A 17,412-nucleotide genomic window follows, 5' to 3' on the forward strand; every position below is an offset into this window, starting at 1 on the left:
TAATGATTGTCCTTTCATCAACTGTTCGAGCGCCTTATCGCGCATCTGTTCGAATTCCGTCTTTTCCATGTTCTGTCTTAAAGTTAAAACTTTTAGACAGAGTTCATTTTACAGTCTCTCGATTTAGGATTTGAAGACCCTTCCTACTTTATTCGCTTTTTTAAAAAGCATACCAATCATTCGCCCGAAGCATTCCGCAAAACCTTCAAGTAAGTCTTGTTCCATATATTTTTTGTGATACCAATTGGCTAAACACAGCCACTACTTTTGCTATAAATGAAGCAAAATGGGAGCCGTAGTATTAGAAAAATATACAAAAAATTGCTGGCCTTTTAATCATAAACTGTCTCGTCCTGAAATAAGTTGACACAAATTTGACTTATGATGGGAGCATGTTCATTATCAGTAAAAAGGCGTAGTCAACGTGATTATAATTTAGGCTTTAAACTATCCGTGTTCATTCAGATTTTGCAGTTGCTGTAAGATCCTTGTTTTACCAGAACCAGTCATACCTCCTAAAATGACAAGCTGATACTGCTGTTCAAACTGATCGCGCACCCATCTTCGATAATGCTTACAACCACCTTCTATCAGGTACACTTCGAATCCGTAGAGATCAAGTGCCGATGCCATGACCCCGCTGCGCATTCCGTCGGCCCAGCAATGAACGGCTATTTTTTATCCGGAACCATCTGCAAGGCATCCTTAACAAAGCCCGACCACTTAGGTCCGGTTAGATCAAAACCCCGCAGGATGGCCTGTTCCTTCCAATTTGTTTATGCGTTGTACCGACAATAACTCTTTCTTCATTACTGAAAAGCGGTAAATTAAATGCTCCTGGTATGTGTCCGTGCTCAAATTCAGCGGGCGTTCTTACATCGGCAAGTACAATGGCTAACTTGAAAAAATCACGAATTGTTATGTTTTTATTCATTCGGCTGCTTAGGTGTAATCGCTTTTTATTTGTCAGAATTTGAAAAGACCCGTTGGGCTGGTAAGATAACGATATAATGCCTGATCGAAGACAGGATTTAGAAATTCGTAGCCGGTTTAACTTTTTGAAGCAATAAAAGATAAATTCTGAATACATCACATCTTAACAATTTATTAAACTAATGTTTAGTATTAATAAACATCTAGCTTTTTACCTTTGACTCGAAATTTACTTGACATCAATAATTTATGACTTTGGCTAGTTTACTTGTATTTACCGGTGTAGGAGAAGAATTGGAACTGATTGAAAAACAAATTCCTGAGATAGGCCACGCTGAGGTCTTGGTCAAAAATCTTTATACTACCCTGTGTGGGAGCGATCTCCACACTTTTTGTGGGGTAAGGCATGAGAAAACGCCTACCGTACTCGGGCATGAGATTGTAGGGGAAGTAGTTGAGATCGGATCCGGGCACACTGGTCGGGATTACGCTGGTAATCCGCTTCGGGTAGGGGATGTAGTAACCTGGTGTATCTTTTCGTCGGATCCGCAGTCGGCGGAAGCGTTGAAGGGAATGCCGCAAAAAGCCTCTGGATTGTTTAAATATGGCCATGCCCAGTTAACGGATCAGGATGCGTTTCACGGCGGGTTGGCCGAATATTGCATATTGAAGGAGAATACGGCGATATTAAGAATTCCTGGTGATGTACCGCTGGCTGTTGCGGCAACGATCAACTGTGCAATTGCCACGGTAGCTGGCGCTTTACGGCTTGCAGGAGATATTCGGGGCAAACGTGTTCTTATCACGGGCCTGGGTTTACTGGGTATCGTATGCACTGCCATGTGCAAGGACGCGGGCGCTGCTATGATTTTAACGGCAGATATTAATAGCCAACGTCTCGGTCAGTCATTGGCTTTCGGCGCAGGTGACACTTATCTCTTGGGGCATTCCGAGGTGAACGCAGTCACCGATCAGCTTCAGCCTTCGCCAGAAGATATGGATGTTGTGTTCGATATGAGCGGAGCACCGGATGCGATGGAAATGGGGATTAATTCCCTGCGGGTTGGCGGTATTGCCATATGGGTCGGGGCCGTTTTTACTGCCCGTAAAGTGGCATGCGATGCCGAGCAGATCGTGCGGAAGCTCATTACGATTAAGGGATTGCACAACTACAACTATGAGGATTTTGTAGCTGCGGTCGAATTTATCGGGCGTTGTCACAAGGATTTTCCTTTTGACAAAATAATCGGGAAGGAGTTTACGCTTTCCCAGGCACAGGCGGCTTTTGAATATGCCCTTGCACACAAACCGCTGAGGGTAGGGATTCGTTTATAAATCACAAAAAAGAGGATTATGGTTAATGCTTTTCGCAGACAGCAGTGGAAGATGTTACTGCTCACGATGGTTTGCTACCTGTTTTTCTACACGGGTCGTCACAACTTCGGCTGGGCGGCGCACGGTATGGCTGCCGACTTCAATGTGCCTTTTGCCACCATTGGCTGGATCAGCTTCGCGATGCTGATAGGGTATGCGGTCGGGCAGTTTGTGAACGGCAACCTGGCCGACCGGTTCAGTGCCCGAATCATGATGCCTTTGGGAGCGTATCTTTCGATCGGCGCCAATGTAGCCATAAGCTTTGCCCCGTCGTTGCGTTGGGTCATGGTACTCTGGGCCCTCAACGGGTTTTTCCAATCGATGGCTTGGGCGCCGGGCGGAAAAATCATCTCCAATTGGTGGGGAAAAGAAGAGAAGGGAAAGGCGTTCGGCTTTTATACGATGGCAGCAGGTCTTTCTTCTGTGGTCACTTACCTGTTTTCTATTCTGATTTTAAAAGAAAATATGGAGTGGCGGATGCTTTTCAGGTTGCCCGTGTTGCTTTTGCTGGTTACTTCCACGCTATTCCTGATTTTCGCAAAAGACAAGCCTTCAGATCTTGGATTTGAAAATCCCGACGAGGATCATACCTTAAAAGACGGACAGCATAACGAGAACTGGCTGCAACGTTACAAAGAGGTCATGGGAAATACCAGCTTTTTAAGAGTCACCCTTGCATTTGGCTTCGAAAGCATGGCACGCTATGGCTTTATATTCTGGGTGCCGGTTCATTATTTGGGAAGCAACTGGAAAGACAATCCGCACAATTTGTGGGTGACCTTCCTGCTTCCGGTTGGAATGGCGGCTGGCGCTGTTTCTTTTGGCAATTTGTCTGATACGCTTTTCGGAAGAAACCGCGTCGCTTCCATCCGTTTCGGTATGCTTTCCAGCGCGTTGGTAGCGCTGGTGATTTTTATTACACCAGCCGGCAATACTGCCTTGCAGGCGATGTTCATGTTACTGGCAGGCTTCTTCGTCTACGGGCCGCAAGCCAACTTTTGGACATTATGCCCGGAGATGCTAGGTAATCAGCGAACGGGTACCGGGATCGGTTTGATGAATATGAGCGGTTACGTTTTTGCCGCACTGGGAGAGCCCATGCTCGGCAGGGTTATAGACATCACGGGAAATAGCTCTCATATTTTCCTGATCATCGCATTGATCTGCCTGCTTTCAGCGGGAGCTATTTCGACGGTAGGGAAGGTGGCGTATATAGCGTATCGTAGTTAGTTGTTTTGGTCGAAAAAATACAGAACCAGCAGCATACAGCTTTGATCAGAGGTATTTTTAGGAACGTGCGGCAGGCGGCCATCAAAAAATATGGAATCACCCTCTTCTAAAATAAGAGTCTGACCATTGACAAGATATTCGGTTTGTCCTTTAACAATATATACAAATTCGTATGCATCGGTAGTCACTTCCTCGCGGAAGGAATCGGTGCTGAGCTCAAGAAGCGCAAAGTCAATGGTGCTGGCAGGCAGGTTACGCATCATGATACGGGTATAATTGAAGCCTTTGGCGTCTTCTTTCTCAAACGGAGCGTAATCTTTTTTCCTGTTGACCAATATGGTAGGTTCCAATAAACTAAGGCCATCGAAAAATGCACTGACCTCAATTTCGAGTGACCGGATAATGCCTAGCATGACCGGCAGCGACGGGATCGTGCGACCGTTTTCGACCTGTGAAACCAATCCTTTGCTCACACCGGACTTGTCGGCCAGTTCCTGTAGGGTCATTCGCTTGTCCAGCCTTTTCTGTTTAATGCGGCGGCCAACCTCTAGAATAAAAAATCCATCCATTTGGCAAGAATAGTAAAAAAATCTGGCATAGAGCCAAATAGTTAAAAACTAATAAGCTTCCAAACCTGCGTGGCGACACAATTATGTTGTTTTTAAATCATGGGAACAATTCATAGTTAATAAATATTTGATATATGTTTAGTATGAATAAACAATTTTTCATTTTATCTTTGATTTAAGATAATAGTATAAGTCCGGGGCCCGGGTCAGACCATTATCGGAAATATACACAGCATCCTAAAATACCCTGTTTCGTTTTTAATTTATTGTATCAATGCTTACACAAAAGATTTCCAAGTTATGAGAACTTTTATTTGATTGAAATATCCTGCAATCCAAAAGGGTCGAAGGTTGTTCAAAAGGAAGATCGTGAACCACTTCTTTCAGAGGGTAGTCCACGATCTGAGTAATGGCACCTGGAGGCACATTTCTTCAACTTTATGAAGATGGTACTGTCAAAAATCAATATAATAAACATCATTTTTGATATTTACGAAATATTAAACCGCTGATAATAAGATGAAATCATTTTTTAGACAACTATTCCTGATCCCTTTATCTTTATTTTGTTTTCAAGCCGCTTTTGCGCAAGGCAAGATCGAGCACGTGATCCTGATCGGCTCGGACGGTTTCGGCGCTTATGCCTTTGACAAAGCAAAAGCGCCCAACCTGCGCAAGCTCATGGAGGAAGGTTCCTGGACGTTGAATGCGCGCACCGTTTTGCCTTCTTCAAGCGCGCCCAACTGGGCTTCGATGGTGATGGGAGCTGGTCCCGAGCTGCACGGGTATACCAAATGGGGCAGCCAGTCGCCCGACCTGCCTGCCCGAGAATTGGACGAGTACGGCATGTTCCCGACGGTTTATGGCTTATTAAGAAAAGAAAGGCCAAAAAGCGAGATCGGCGTGATTTACGAGTGGGACGGTATCGGTTATTTATTCCCTAAAAAAGCCGTGAACAAAGACCAGAACTGCGACGGTGACATTGCTTTGACGAAGGCTGCCACTTCCTACATTAAAGAAAAGAAACCCAATTTCCTTTTCATCCATTTGCACGATGTCGATAGTGTCGGGCACAATGCAGGACACGGGACGCCGGAATACTATGCGGCCATCGAACGTACCGATACGCACATAGGCAGTATTATTAAAAGCATCGAGGAAGCGGGTATTATGGACAAAACGGCGATCATTTTTACAGCTGATCATGGCGGTATCAACAAAGGCCACGGTGCTATTAGCATGCAGGAAATGCAGATCCCCTGGATCATTGCAGGCCCGGGAATCCGTAAAAAAAATGAAATAAAGGAAAGTGTCATGACTTTTGATACAGCTTCCACTATTGCTGCCCTATTCAAATTGAAGCAACCGCAGGTTTGGATCGGCCGGCCGGTAAAAACGGCTTTTAAGTAAAATTTTTAATTCTAAATAAGAGACAAATGATAAAAATGGCTGTTTTTGATATGGCTGGTACGACGGTCGATGAAAACAACGTGGTGTACAAAACGCTGATGCTGGCTATCAACCAGCGCGGTTTTGATTTTAGGCTGGATGAAGTGCTGGCACAGGGCGCAGGCAAGGAAAAGCTGGCGGCGATCAGAAGTGTATTGGCGTCAAAAGAAATCGCTGATGCGTCACTGTCGGAACAGATTTTTGAAGATTTTCTTTTGCTGCTTGAAGATGCGTACAAAGAACTAAATGTCACCGAGCAGCGCAACACCAGCAAAATATTTGCCGCGCTGAAAGATAGAGGCATCTGGGTTGTACTCAATACGGGCTACAACCGAGAAATTGCAGAGGGATTGATTGGGAAAATCGGCTGGAAAGAAGGTGAGCATTTCGATTGTCTCGTCACGGCGTCGGACGTCGACAAAAACCGGCCGGACCCGGATATGATTTTCTGGGCAATGAACAAGCTGGGTATTCATAACGCAGATGAAGTGGTGAAGGTAGGAGACTCGGCAATCGATATCGAGGAGGGGAGGAATGCGGGTTGCCGTTTGAGCGTTGGCATAACCACAGGGGCACACACGCATGGGCAGCTCAGTGAGGCAAATCCGGATTTCGTGATCGATGACCTGGCAGAATTAATACCTATCATTGATCGTTTGGCCGTTGCTCAACCCGTATGAGCGGATGTCGGACTTGTTGAACAAAGGCTTTTTAACCACCGGAAATGAGTTTTTATGTTTTAGCACTGGTACTTACCGCAGCTATTTTACATGCCTGCTGGAACCTGCTTGCCAAAAAAACGCAAGGCAGGATTCCTTTTATCTGGCTGGTCTACTGCGTGAGCAGTATTGTATATTTGCCAATCGTGCTTTTTCAAATTAACAGGGGTGAAGTAATTTGGTCACAGGCTCTTTCCTGGTTTTCTTTAAGCAGTTCGGTGCTGCATCTTGCGTATTACACTGTATTACAAAAAGGTTACAGAAGTGCTGATCTTTCGGTTGTGTATCCGCTTGCCCGGGGATCAGGACCGCTGTTTTCATCGGTGGCAGCCATTCTATTCTTGGGTGAGCGGCTAAGTTTGCTTACAACTTTGGGCTTGTTGTTAATTATTGCGGGCGTATTGCTGATCACCGGGCTTAGCCTGAAAAAGGAGGAGAACGGCAAAATAGCTACCGGTCTCATCTATGGTGTGCTTACCGGCTTGTTTATTGCCTTGTATACCATCAATGACACCATTGCGGTAAAATTCTATGCAGTTTCTCCTTTGACGCTCACACTTGAGACGAATCTTTTTGGCGCCATTATACTCTTTCCATTCATTGTTTCACAAAAGGAAGAGCTGAAAAGAGCGGTAAACATGCACAAATGGACCATTGTCGCCATTGCTGTACTGAGTCCGGCGGCGTATATACTGGTGCTGGAAGCATTGAAACACGCGCCATTAACAGTCGTCGCACCGGCCAGGGAAACCAGCATTTTACTGGGAGTATTTATGGGGTCACGCGTTTTCAATGAAAAACATGGAAAAAGAAGGCTGGTTGCCAGCGCGTTAATATTATGCGGCATTATTGCATTGGGTTTAAGTTGAATCAGTTCGGCAAAGAAGCGCTCAGGTGGTTATTTTTATGTACCTACCGAAAAAAAACTTCTGATCACCACTCAATAAATAACATGGCCGAATAATAATTAAAAATCAGCTATCTGACTTATAATCAGTATCTTTTCATTGGTTTTGGTTAGCAGTTTCGGCCTGTCCAGATAAACGATTATGTTTCCCTGGTTAGGGATTGTACAAATCATATGAATTGTTAAACAAATTAAAAAGAACGATCATGACTAAAATTCTTTTTGAGCGACTTGGTGGTACCAAAGGTATCACAGAAATTGTTAACGATGCTGTTGAGGCACATATGAATAACCCGGCAATCTGCGCCAGGTTTTTACCCTACAAAGAACAGCCTGAAAAATTTGCATTAATCAAGCAGCACTCGATTGATTTTTTTAGCGCTGGAAGTGGCGGACCTGTAACCTACTCTGGAAGAGACATGCTTACCACGCATAGGGGAATGAACATAAATCCCACTGAATACATGCACGTTGTTGATGACATTTTGATGGTATTAGATAAACATAACGTTGACGAAGAATCAAAAAAAGATGTGCTGGCTGTCCTCTGGTCATTGAAAGACATGATAATTGCTAAATAAGTAATTTTAAGATAGCATGTCGGATTTGATATGCTATTGCTTGAATTTTTATCTAGGCCCTCAATCCTACAATGCATTTACGAAATACAGGACGCCGAAAGAAAAAAGTTTGATTGTTTCCGCTCATTGGCTTCCGCCACAGCATGCCTGAACCTAAGGGTATTCCTGTAATAATATCCAAAAAGTTTAAAATTCTCTCTAGGAAATGGTTTAAATTCCAGGCCCGCAAGATAGCCGATGTTCTGACGAAAGTTTTTTCCCAAGCTGGTATTTTTCCATACTCCTGTCAATTTAAATGGGTCGTGAAAATTGACTAGGAAGGTAGGGGTTATTTTCTTGTCTTCCTCACACTGGAGATTCACGATTTCCGTATGGTATCTCATTTTGCACGAGCACAAATTTGCTGTATTTGAACTGTGAGAGTCCGCCGCCCCAAGGCGTTATATCCTGGAAATTTTCAAATACGGTCTCCAAGCAAAATTTCTACAAACCAAAACAATCGGCTAGGATCGGTCCAGAATTCTTTATGTTCATGACAAATTTTGGCGGCTCATTTGAGATAGGAAAATTTAGAGAACTAAACCAGGTGGTTCATGAGAAAAAGTAGAAAATTCGGGAGTATATTGTCAACCGATTCAATTTTCTAAGGTTAAAATGATCTATATTGGGGTTTGACTGGTTAATACCAGTTTTAAATTGTTATAATTTTTATAAAAACTAGTACTTTCGATGAAAATTTCACACGAGGAATCTATCAATTCTTAGATATACCCGAATGGGATATCCTTAAATCTTGTCTATTATGGACTCATTGGATTGTAAGCCGTTATTTTCGCACAGCAATGTAGCGCATGATTTGACCTTTACATCGGTTTTTTCCATGAGTTATACGGGTCTGGTATACTTTTCCTACAAGATGCTGGGGAATAAGGAAGAGGCAGAAGATGTGGCTCAAAATGCGTTCATAAGTTACTGGAATTGCAAAGGAGAGGTTGGTAGTGAACCCAATGTGATCAAGGGTTTTTTGTACACAACTGCGCGAAACACCTGCATGGATATATTAAAGCATCGAACGGTGGTCCGGAAATTTCGGGATCAGCTTGATGCCGATCCGATTGAAGAAAGTGATATAGAGAATGACATTATTCGTGCGGAGGTTTTATCGGAGATTTTCAATGCCATTGCGTTGTTACCACTTGGGTGCAGGAAAGTATTGGAAATGAGTTATCTCCTGGGCAAAAAGAATCAGGAAATTTCTGAGGAATTGGGGATATCCATCAACACCGTTAAAACGCAGAAACAACGTGCACTTCAATTACTTAGATTGAAACTGGCGTCCAGGGCATTCAGTTTTTTACTATTCTTACTGTCTTGCTAACAGTGATACGCCACCATTTGTTGGGTTGTATTGGTTTAAGAATATTTTCCTTCATCATAAGAGCGTAACATGGGTCACCCGTCAGAGATCTCATACGGGTATTTGGCTCTCCAAAAAAATAAATCATTTTTATTTCTATTTTCTTTCACCCCTTTTGCCTCTGATGTCGTCTTAGTATTATAATTAAATTTTTGATATGGCAAAGAAGGGGGATCCGTTCGCAAAGGCAGACTTAATTTCCAGGTATCTGAAAGGAGATCTTTCTTATGAGGAGATTGAGCAACTTCGGTTATGGACGGATGCAGATAAAAAGAACCAGCAATTGCTGGATGATATGGAAAATCCAGAAGTTCAGACTGATGACCTTCACTTTTTTTCGACAGTGAATAAAGAGGCAGCCTGGGAAAATTTGACAAATGCTATAAACGAATCGCCGAAGCAGCGCTCGGTGTCCATCGTGAAATACTGGAAGTATGTTGCTGCCGTATTGGCGGTAGGGTTTTCATACCTAGTATTTTATCTTGCGTATAAAGATAAGAGTTTGCAGATGGCAAAGGTTGAGACGCCTGTTCTCACAAAGGATGTTTTACCCGGTGAAAATAAAGCAACGCTCACCTTAGCCGATGGTTCTGTCCTGGTGCTGAAAGATATGGCCAATGGCACTGTTAATGAAAAAAACGGAATTCGGATCAGCAAAAAAGACGGACAGATTGTATATGAAATTCTTAATCAGCAGGGTAACGGAGAGATTTCTTACAATACAATCCGCACGCCAGCAGGAGGACAGTACCATGTTGTCTTGCCGGATGGTAGTAAGGTATGGCTCAATTCGGAATCCTCGCTGCATTTTCCAACGGCTTTTTCGGGATCCGAGCGCACGGTGAATTTAACGGGTGAAGGATATTTTGAAATTACCAAAAACACGCATATGCCCTTTGTGGTACAGGCGCCAAAAACCAGGGTCGAGGTACTGGGAACTCATTTTAACGTGATGGCCTATGCCAATGAGGGGGCTTCAAAGACCACGTTGTTAGAAGGTTCTGTGAAGGTTGGCAATGGAATCAGTAACAAAATCATAGTGCCAGGTCAGCAGGTAATGATGGGTGATCGGATACAGGTCAGAAATGTGGATACCGATGAAGCGGTTGCCTGGAAAAATGGTTATTTCCAGTTTCAGAGTGAAAACCTGAGCAGTATCCTGCGTCAGTTGAAACGTTGGTATGATGTTGAGGTTGAAGACGAACAGTTAATTCCGGATAAACATTTTACTGCGGTCATTTCACGCAATAACTCCTTGTCTCAGGTGCTCCGGATTCTGGAAATGTCGGGCGAACTAAAATTTGAAATTGAAGGAAAAAAGATATCTATTCAGGAAATCCAATAGGTAAAACATTTCAGGCATGAAAAAACCGATAGCGCTGCCACGCTACCGGTAGGATCAGGGCTTGTAAATGAATTGTACAGTGCGAACCATAAACTATTTCTAAACCCAAACTTTGTAAAATTATGAAAAAAAAGCTACGATGCAAATGTGGCCAAAGGCTTCGTCGTATCCCATTTAAAATATTATTTGCGATGAAATTGAGTGTTGTCCTTATCACCCTGGTGGCCTGTATGCAGGTCAGTGCCGCCGCCATTTCGCAAAAAATATCGCTTTCCGTGGAGAAAACACCCATGGAACAGGTGATCAAAATGATTAAAAAACGAAGCGGTTACCAGTTTATCTACAACGATGAGCTGCTCAAACGGGCCAAGCCCGTTACCATGAATATATCTGAGGGGACTTTAGAGCAGGTTTTGGACGAATGTTTCGCAAACCAGCCATTAACCTACACCCTGGTAGACAAAATAATTGTGGTAAAACCCAAAATGCATGAATCCATAAAAGTCAAGCCCAAAGTTGAGGTATTAAAGCAGGAAATTAAAGGAAAGGTATCGGATGAAAAAGGGGAGGAGCTGCCTGGAGTGAGTATTGTGGTCAAGGGAACGCAACAGGGTACTACCAGCAATGTGGATGGAACTTTCAGGTTGGAAGTGGAGGACGGTAGTCCGGTCTTGATATTTAGTTTTGTTGGGTATCTGTCAAAAGAGATCCAGGTAGGCGCGCAAACAGCATTGGAAGTAATGCTGCAGGTCGATAATAAGGCGCTGGATGAAGTGGTGGTGGTGGGATACGGTAGTGTCAAAAAAAGTGATCTTACCGGCTCGGTATCTTCTGTAAAAGGAGAGCAAATTCAGGCACAGGCTATCCGTAACCCGATACAGGCGCTAACCGGGTTATCCGCCGGTGTGCAGGTTTTGCAGAATTCGGGTGCGCCTGGCAGTGGTTTGAGTGTAAGGGTGAGGGGAGGGAACTCCATCATCGGGGGTAATGAGCCTTTGTATGTAGTGGATGGACTGCCCATGGCTCTTTCAGTTGGCAGTATTAATCCGAATGACATTCAGTCCATGGAAATTCTGAAAGATGCTTCGGCAACCGCCATTTATGGTTCCCGGGGAGCCAATGGGGTGGTCATGATCACGACTAAAAAGGGAAGCGGTAAAACGAGAGTCGATTACAGCGGTTATCTTGGGATTCAATCCGTAACAAAAAAAATTGACATGTTAAATGCCAAAGAGTTTGCACAATTGGCAAACGTACGGGCGGCTAACGATAAAGAAACGCCCTTTTTTACAGATGCCGAAATCAGTGCGATGGGCGAAGGCACCGACTGGCAGGACCAGATTTTTCGAAGTGCTGCCATACAAAACCACACGCTGTCTGTTTCCGGGGGGAATGACAAAACCAACTTCAATATCTCTGGTAGTTATTTCGATGAGAAAGGCATAATTATTAATTCTTACTATAAACAATACCAGCTAAGAAGCGCGATAGGGCATAAAATCTCAAAGAACCTGAATATGGGCCTTAACACGATCATGGTCCGGAGAGAATCTAATTCTCTGTTTAGCGAGAATTCGGAAAGAGGAGCCGGTGTCCTGAGCGGCGCTTTAATTTCACCCCCAACGGTAGGCGTAAGAGATGCTTCTGGCAAATACAGCAATGTTCGCAAGTACTCCTTTAGCCCTGACATCGCAGAAAATCCTGTGGCCATGGCTTTGGAACGGAAGAATGCCAACATCAATAATTCACTTTTGGCAAATCTATATGTTGAATGGAAATTTCTGAATGATTTTACTTTTAGAACCTCAGGGGGGATACAGTATGCACTCGCCAGAACAGATTTCTTTTCGCCAAATATTTTCCAGCCCACAGCCAAAGGAAGCGCATCCATAACCTACTTAGAGTCGCAAAATATCATTAACGAAAATACCCTTACCTATCATAAAGATTTAGGAAAGGGACATGATATCAGTCTGTTAGCAGGATTGATGAGCGAGCAGAATTCCAGCCGGGACCTGTCTGCCAGTGCTACGGGCTTTTTAACAAATACACTCGAAAATTATAGTTTAGAATCAGGATCTTCTCCGGGCATTCCCAATTCCAGCTTCAACGATTATTCACTGTTGTCGGGATTAGGGAGAATAAATTATGCCTACAAAGGGAAATATCTCCTTACGGGAAGTGTGCGGGCTGATGGTTCTTCCAGATTTGGTGCAGCCAACAAATGGGGCTATTTCCCATCCGCTGCCATTGCCTGGAAATTGAATGAGGAAGCGTTCTGGGAAGATATCCGCTCTGTGGTCGGAGAGTTTAAGCTGCGGAGTAGCTGGGGCGTTACGGGAAATACGGCTGTTTCACCCTACCAGTCGTTATCCGTACTTAGCAATGTAACCGCTGTATTTGACCAAAATCTCTATGTTGGGTTTGCTCCGGGGTTCCTGCAGCCAAATCCGCGGTTGAAATGGGAAACCACGACACAGTTCGACGCGGGACTAGATCTGAGTCTCTTTAAAAACAGGCTGCAATTGACCGTTGATTATTACCGGAAAAATACCCGCGACCTTTTGAACTCTGTACGCGTTTCGCCTTCGACTGGTTACAGTGCGATGGTCAAAAACTTAGGAAATGTGCAGAACAACGGTTACGAGGTAGCGCTGAACGCTTACTTGTTTGAAGGGCCGTTTAAATGGAATCTGGGGGTGAATTTTTCACGTAATAAAAACAAGGTTATTTCTCTCAACGGAGGGGCGGATATTTTTGGAGAGGTTTTAGGAAACACGCTCCCGGCGATGAGTTTGGTAAGGGAAGGATATCCGATCGGCGTATTTTTCGGGTATGTGGAGAATGGATATAACGAGGCAGGGCAAATCGTATACAAGGATCTGGATAACAACGGCGCGATTAACGCACTGGACCGAACCATCATCGGCGACCCCAACCCGAATTTCATTGTTGGCTTAAATTCAACGATGCGTTATAAAAATTTCAATCTTAATTTCGTCGTCACTGCCATTCAGGGACAAGATATACTGAACTATAACCTGTCAAATATTGGGGATGGGTTTAGCTTCGGAATTAATCAGATCAGTGACGTACTGAACAACTACTGGACACCGGAAAATACAAACGCGCGTTATCCTAAAATTAGCAAAACGACACGTTACCTGGGTTCAGACAGGTTTATTGAAGACGCTTCATTTTTGAGAATGAAAAATGTTCAACTGTCCTATACCTTCGATGGTTTGCGTAATGGGCTTTTTAGCGGTACTGAAATTTATGTAGCTGCCCAAAATCTGTTTACAATCTCCAACTATACGTTCTATTCTCCGGAAGTGAATACCAGAGGTGCTGGTATATCCAAGGGTATTGATCAGTTTGGTTATCCCGATGCCAAAACGTTCATGGTGGGTTTAAAATTAAAATTTTAAGATTTATCAAAAATGAAAACGCCAGCTAAACTTCTATATATAATACCATTCTTTCTTCTGGTCGCATGCCAGGGCTTTTTGGACGAAGTGCCAAGAGACAGAATGTCCGAAGCGAACTATTACAAAACGCTCGAAGACGCTAAATCTTCGTTAACCGCTATCTATGGTCCGCTACGAAGCGGGACCTTTGTGGGACCCTATTTTTTGCAAACGGAAATTATGGCCGATTATGCTGAGGGCAGAGGTTCTACGTTGATTATCGGTGAATACAAAGGACTGGATGTTACCAACATTACACGCGTAGCGGCAATTTGGACGGCATTCTATACCAGCATACGGAATGCGAATATTTCTATTTCCCATATCCCGGCTATTGAGGCTGATGAGTCCGTCAAGAAGGCGCTGATTGCGGAGGCCAGGTTCATGAGGGCATTGGTATACTACCACCTGGTTCGGCATTGGGGGCCGGTGCCTTTGTATCTTGACGTCATTACCACGGAATCGGCAAGAAAGCCCGTGGCGGAAGTTTATACAGCGATCATCGAAGATCTGCAGTATGCGGAAATAAATCTGCCTCCAAGTCCGGAAGTGTATGGGAAACCCAGCAAATGGTCTGCTTCGAGTCTATTGGCCGAAGTGTATTTAACCAATCGTCAATGGGGACCAGCGAAGGCAAAGGCCGAAGAAGTGATTAACGCCAAGATATACAGCCTGGTTGCCGTTAACAAATTGGATGATTGGGACAAAATTTTTGGAGCAGGAGCCAACGGTACTTCTGAGGAGGTGTTTTACCTCAAGTTTAACAACCAAAACGGGTGGGAGTGGCCGAGTAACTTATTATGGAGTGAAACGAAGTTTTCTCCGTTTGGGAATTACGTAATTTATTCTACACTCGACAATAAATTCCTGAACAGCTGGGATCCTAAGGATCTTCGAAAACAATGGAATGTCTTTACGGAATATGAAAACCGAAAAACCGGAAAGATTGAGAAACTGCCTGTTTCTACCCCTGTGCTATTTAGTAAATGGCGGGATTCCGCAGCCCCGACTTCTGTTGGCCATGCGAATGATTATCCCTTTTTGAGGTATGCCGATGTGCTGTTAATTCATGCAGAAGCCGATGCCCGTTTAAACAACGGCCCCACCGCTGCGGGTATAGAAAGTCTCAATAAAATTAGAAGGCGTGCTTACGGATATCCGGCAACGGGTATCTCGCCGATAGACTATCAGGCAGCCGGGTGGAATGTAGAACAATTTATTGATACCGTTCTTACGGAAAGGGCGTATGAGTTGTTCATGGAAGGTAAAAGATGGCTGGACTTAAAACGGACCGATAAGATCAAATCGACCATTCTGAAGAATCTGGGAAAGGAAGTTAAAGATATACACTTGTTCTGGCCTATTCCTCAACAGGAAATCGATACCAATCCGTTCATTGCGCAATCTGATCAAAACCCGGGCTATTGATGCGGTATCTGACACTATTTTTGACGTTACTGGGATTAGCCGACGCATGGGTTTGCAATGGACAGTCTTTTCTAAATACCGCTTCTGTCAAAAGCAACGCGGGACTACCTGAGCTTTGGATCAATGAGCGTCGGGTACCTCCGTTTGCCTATATGTCTTATCTGGGGCAAAGCAAGTTTTACAAGGAAGTAGCGGACCAGGGTGTGGATATTTTTTGCCTTCCGGCCTATCTTGGCAACCAGGGGATCAATTCAACATCGGGGATCAAACCGTTTAGACCCTCGTTCTGGCTGGCGGAAAACAAATTTGATTTCACCATCATTCAGAAGGAATTTGAAGCGCTTACACGGGTAAAGAAGGACGCCAAAGTAATCGTGCGGATACATCTGGATCCTCCACGTTGGTGGGAGGAGCGGAATCCTTCTGAGGTTTGCAGACTGCCCTCCGGAGAAAGCCTGCGGGTGAGCTTCTCGTCGGACAAGTGGAGGCAGGATGCCGGTATGGCATTGCAGGCCTTACTTACCTGGATTAAAAATTCGCCCTTTAACGCAAACCTCATTGGTGTCCATGTGGCAGGTGGGGGGACGGAGGAGTGGTTTTATCATTATGGGGAACACTTTTATGACGAGAGTATAGCTAGAAACAACCATTTCCGAAGGTGGCTGCGCGTCAAGTATAAAAACAAAGTTTCTTCGTTAAAGAAAGCCTGGAAGCTGCCTTCAGTTACATTCGAAAATGCAACAATAGCGGATATCAGTGGAAGGATTAAAGGGGATGGACTGGTCCTGAAAAAGGGGAATGAAAGGCGCTTAGACGCTTATGCTTTTCACACCAGTGTCATTGTTGAAAATATATCCTATTTTTCCAAACTGGTTAAAGAGAATAGCAATGGAAAGCTGCTGACAGGCGCGTTTTATGGGTATCATCTCTTTGTACATGATCCGCGTCGCGGGCACGGTTCTCTATCCGAGCTTTTGGAATGTCCCACACTGGATTATCTTTCAAGCCCTAACGACTATCGACGGGAAACCGGGGTCGACTGGATGCCCATGGCGGCTATACGATCCGTACAGTTGCATGGCAAACTGTGGATGGCGGAAAATGACACAAGAACTGCCCTGACCCGCTATTTGAAAGATGTTGCACCGGAGATCAATCCCACGGGAGATTGGTATAGTTCCGGAGTATGGAAAGGCCCCGAATCCATGGAACGGTCGGCTTCTTATCTTTGGAAAAATGCGGGTCGCATGCTGGCCTATGGCTATGGAGGATGGTGGTTCGATATGTGGGGCGGTTGGTTTAGTGATCCAAAGCTGCTGTCGGTATTTCAAAAAGCTAATTTGTTATCCGAAAACTTTGGGAACAACAGCAAAAATACCCAGAGCACGTATAAGCCGGAAGTGGCCGTGATTGTTGATGAAAAATTGCAATTTTATGATGCCAGTCTGGGCAAAGTAACGGGTAGTTTGCTGGCCAACCGGTACGCATTGGGTAACAGCGGAACCAGTTTTGATGTTTTCCTGCGTTCGGATCTGGACTCACTGGCGAACAAGGGGTATAAGGTGATATGGTATCTGGGATTGCACGAGCTTACCCCGCCTGAAAAAAAGACGATCCGATTGCTTCAGAAAAAAACAGGTGTGTCGCTGGTAACTGATCCGAGCGGAACAACTGTTTACCGGGGGAATCGTTTGGAGCACCGTTATGACGGAAGAATAAGTTGGCGTCCGGATGATTTGCGGTCTGTTTTCAGCATGGCGAACGTACATCTTTTCAGTTCGGAAAATGATGTAGTTTATGCCGGTAATGGCTGGTTAACGGTGCATTGCAAGGAGGCTGGAAAACGTACCATCAGCGTACCGCCCACATGGAAAATCTATGATGTACGAGCGGAAAGGGAATATCCTGTACAGGATGGAAACTTTGTTTTAAATGCAAAAGAGGGAGATACTTTCCTCTTCAGAATTCGGTAAGAAATTTCAAAAAGAACCTT

Annotated in this window: 15 protein-coding genes; 12 read left to right on the forward strand and 3 right to left on the reverse strand. The window is 44.4% G+C overall.

From position 1 onward, the window contains the following. Positions 1 to 105 precede the first annotated feature (105 nt). The gene (locus RB622_RS30350) at positions 106 to 213 is read left to right on the forward strand and encodes a helix-turn-helix domain-containing protein (protein ID WP_409021607.1); all 108 of its coding nucleotides are present in this window, start codon (positions 106 to 108) and stop codon (positions 211 to 213) included. A gap of 234 nt (positions 214 to 447) precedes the next feature. On the opposite strand, the gene RB622_RS17130 is transcribed toward RB622_RS30350, so the two are convergent. Further along, entirely contained in the window at positions 448 to 633 is a 186-nt protein-coding gene (locus RB622_RS17130) for a hypothetical protein (protein ID WP_308047805.1), read from the reverse strand. A 100-nt stretch (positions 634 to 733) separates the two neighbouring features. Then, on the reverse strand, positions 734 to 934 hold the full coding sequence (locus RB622_RS17135; RefSeq protein WP_308047806.1) for a rhodanese-like domain-containing protein: 201 nt from the start codon (positions 932 to 934) through the stop codon (positions 734 to 736). A gap of 248 nt (positions 935 to 1,182) precedes the next feature. Here RB622_RS17135 and RB622_RS17140 point away from each other — a divergent pair, with 248 nt between their 5' ends. Together RB622_RS17140 and RB622_RS17145 are read left to right on the forward strand one after the other, a co-directional pair. Next, entirely contained in the window at positions 1,183 to 2,268 is a 1,086-nt protein-coding gene (locus RB622_RS17140) for an alcohol dehydrogenase catalytic domain-containing protein (protein WP_308047807.1), read from the forward strand. A gap of 18 nt (positions 2,269 to 2,286) precedes the next feature. Beyond that, positions 2,287 to 3,537, forward strand: coding sequence for an MFS transporter (locus tag RB622_RS17145; protein WP_308047808.1), 1,251 nt, complete (start codon positions 2,287 to 2,289; stop codon positions 3,535 to 3,537). On the opposite strand, the gene RB622_RS17150 is transcribed toward RB622_RS17145, so the two are convergent. After that, the gene (locus tag RB622_RS17150; RefSeq protein WP_308047809.1) at positions 3,534 to 4,106 is read right to left on the reverse strand and encodes an XRE family transcriptional regulator; all 573 of its coding nucleotides are present in this window, start codon (positions 4,104 to 4,106) and stop codon (positions 3,534 to 3,536) included. The two genes, RB622_RS17145 and RB622_RS17150, sit on opposite strands and share 4 nt — an antisense overlap. 519 nt (positions 4,107 to 4,625) lie before the next feature. Between RB622_RS17150 and RB622_RS17155 the strand changes: the two genes are divergently transcribed. The 9 genes from RB622_RS17155 to RB622_RS17195 all read left to right on the forward strand — a co-directional run bounded on the left by RB622_RS17155 (position 4,626) and on the right by RB622_RS17195 (position 17,392). Continuing rightward, positions 4,626 to 5,516 (forward strand): alkaline phosphatase, encoded by an 891-nt coding sequence (locus tag RB622_RS17155; RefSeq protein ID WP_308047810.1) that lies wholly within the window; start codon positions 4,626 to 4,628, stop codon positions 5,514 to 5,516. A gap of 26 nt (positions 5,517 to 5,542) precedes the next feature. Beyond that, entirely contained in the window at positions 5,543 to 6,235 is a 693-nt protein-coding gene (locus RB622_RS17160; RefSeq protein WP_308047811.1) for a phosphonatase-like hydrolase, read from the forward strand. 44 nt (positions 6,236 to 6,279) lie between these two features. After that, the gene (locus RB622_RS17165; RefSeq protein ID WP_308047812.1) at positions 6,280 to 7,143 is read left to right on the forward strand and encodes a DMT family transporter; all 864 of its coding nucleotides are present in this window, start codon (positions 6,280 to 6,282) and stop codon (positions 7,141 to 7,143) included. 244 nt (positions 7,144 to 7,387) lie between these two features. Further along, positions 7,388 to 7,762: a group 1 truncated hemoglobin gene (locus RB622_RS17170; RefSeq protein WP_308047813.1), complete on the forward strand. Its 375-nt coding sequence runs from the start codon at positions 7,388 to 7,390 to the stop codon at positions 7,760 to 7,762. Between the two features lie 802 nt (positions 7,763 to 8,564). Further along, a complete protein-coding gene (locus tag RB622_RS17175; protein WP_308047814.1) occupies positions 8,565 to 9,140 on the forward strand; it encodes an RNA polymerase sigma-70 factor in 576 nt (191 codons plus the stop codon). Between the two features lie 196 nt (positions 9,141 to 9,336). Then, positions 9,337 to 10,524 carry a FecR domain-containing protein gene (locus tag RB622_RS17180; protein WP_308047815.1) on the forward strand — a complete coding sequence of 396 codons (1,188 nt, stop codon included), beginning with the start codon at positions 9,337 to 9,339 and terminating at the stop codon, positions 10,522 to 10,524. A 191-nt stretch (positions 10,525 to 10,715) separates the two neighbouring features. After that, a complete protein-coding gene (locus RB622_RS17185; protein WP_308047816.1) occupies positions 10,716 to 13,952 on the forward strand; it encodes a TonB-dependent receptor in 3,237 nt (1,078 codons plus the stop codon). Positions 13,953 to 13,964: 12 nt separating this feature from the next. Next, a complete protein-coding gene (locus RB622_RS17190; RefSeq protein WP_308047817.1) occupies positions 13,965 to 15,419 on the forward strand; it encodes a RagB/SusD family nutrient uptake outer membrane protein in 1,455 nt (484 codons plus the stop codon). Continuing rightward, complete coding sequence (locus tag RB622_RS17195) at positions 15,419 to 17,392, forward strand: hypothetical protein (protein ID WP_308047818.1); 1,974 nt, start codon at positions 15,419 to 15,421, stop codon at positions 17,390 to 17,392. The genes RB622_RS17190 and RB622_RS17195 overlap by 1 nt, the downstream gene beginning before the upstream one ends. Positions 17,393 to 17,412 lie beyond the last annotated feature (20 nt).

Source organism: Dyadobacter sp. LHD-138 (assembly GCF_030929615.1).
Taxonomy (GTDB): domain Bacteria; phylum Bacteroidota; class Bacteroidia; order Cytophagales; family Spirosomataceae; genus Dyadobacter.

What these genes read in the sequence shown, in the direction of transcription:
- RB622_RS17130 (WP_308047805.1), bottom strand. Translation starts at nt 633, where the DNA reads ATGGCATCGGCACTTGATCTCTACGGATTCGAAGTGTACCTGATAGAA.
- RB622_RS17135 (WP_308047806.1), bottom strand. Translation starts at nt 934, where the DNA reads ATGAATAAAAACATAACAATTCGTGATTTTTTCAAGTTAGCCATTGTA.
- RB622_RS17140 (WP_308047807.1), top strand. Translation starts at nt 1,183, where the DNA reads ATGACTTTGGCTAGTTTACTTGTATTTACCGGTGTAGGAGAAGAATTG.
- RB622_RS17145 (WP_308047808.1), top strand. Translation starts at nt 2,287, where the DNA reads ATGGTTAATGCTTTTCGCAGACAGCAGTGGAAGATGTTACTGCTCACG.
- RB622_RS17150 (WP_308047809.1), bottom strand. Translation starts at nt 4,106, where the DNA reads ATGGATGGATTTTTTATTCTAGAGGTTGGCCGCCGCATTAAACAGAAA.
- RB622_RS17155 (WP_308047810.1), top strand. Translation starts at nt 4,626, where the DNA reads ATGAAATCATTTTTTAGACAACTATTCCTGATCCCTTTATCTTTATTT.
- RB622_RS17160 (WP_308047811.1), top strand. Translation starts at nt 5,543, where the DNA reads ATGATAAAAATGGCTGTTTTTGATATGGCTGGTACGACGGTCGATGAA.
- RB622_RS17165 (WP_308047812.1), top strand. Translation starts at nt 6,280, where the DNA reads ATGAGTTTTTATGTTTTAGCACTGGTACTTACCGCAGCTATTTTACAT.
- RB622_RS17170 (WP_308047813.1), top strand. Translation starts at nt 7,388, where the DNA reads ATGACTAAAATTCTTTTTGAGCGACTTGGTGGTACCAAAGGTATCACA.
- RB622_RS17175 (WP_308047814.1), top strand. Translation starts at nt 8,565, where the DNA reads ATGGACTCATTGGATTGTAAGCCGTTATTTTCGCACAGCAATGTAGCG.
- RB622_RS17180 (WP_308047815.1), top strand. Translation starts at nt 9,337, where the DNA reads ATGGCAAAGAAGGGGGATCCGTTCGCAAAGGCAGACTTAATTTCCAGG.
- RB622_RS17185 (WP_308047816.1), top strand. Translation starts at nt 10,716, where the DNA reads ATGAAATTGAGTGTTGTCCTTATCACCCTGGTGGCCTGTATGCAGGTC.
- RB622_RS17190 (WP_308047817.1), top strand. Translation starts at nt 13,965, where the DNA reads ATGAAAACGCCAGCTAAACTTCTATATATAATACCATTCTTTCTTCTG.
- RB622_RS17195 (WP_308047818.1), top strand. Translation starts at nt 15,419, where the DNA reads ATGCGGTATCTGACACTATTTTTGACGTTACTGGGATTAGCCGACGCA.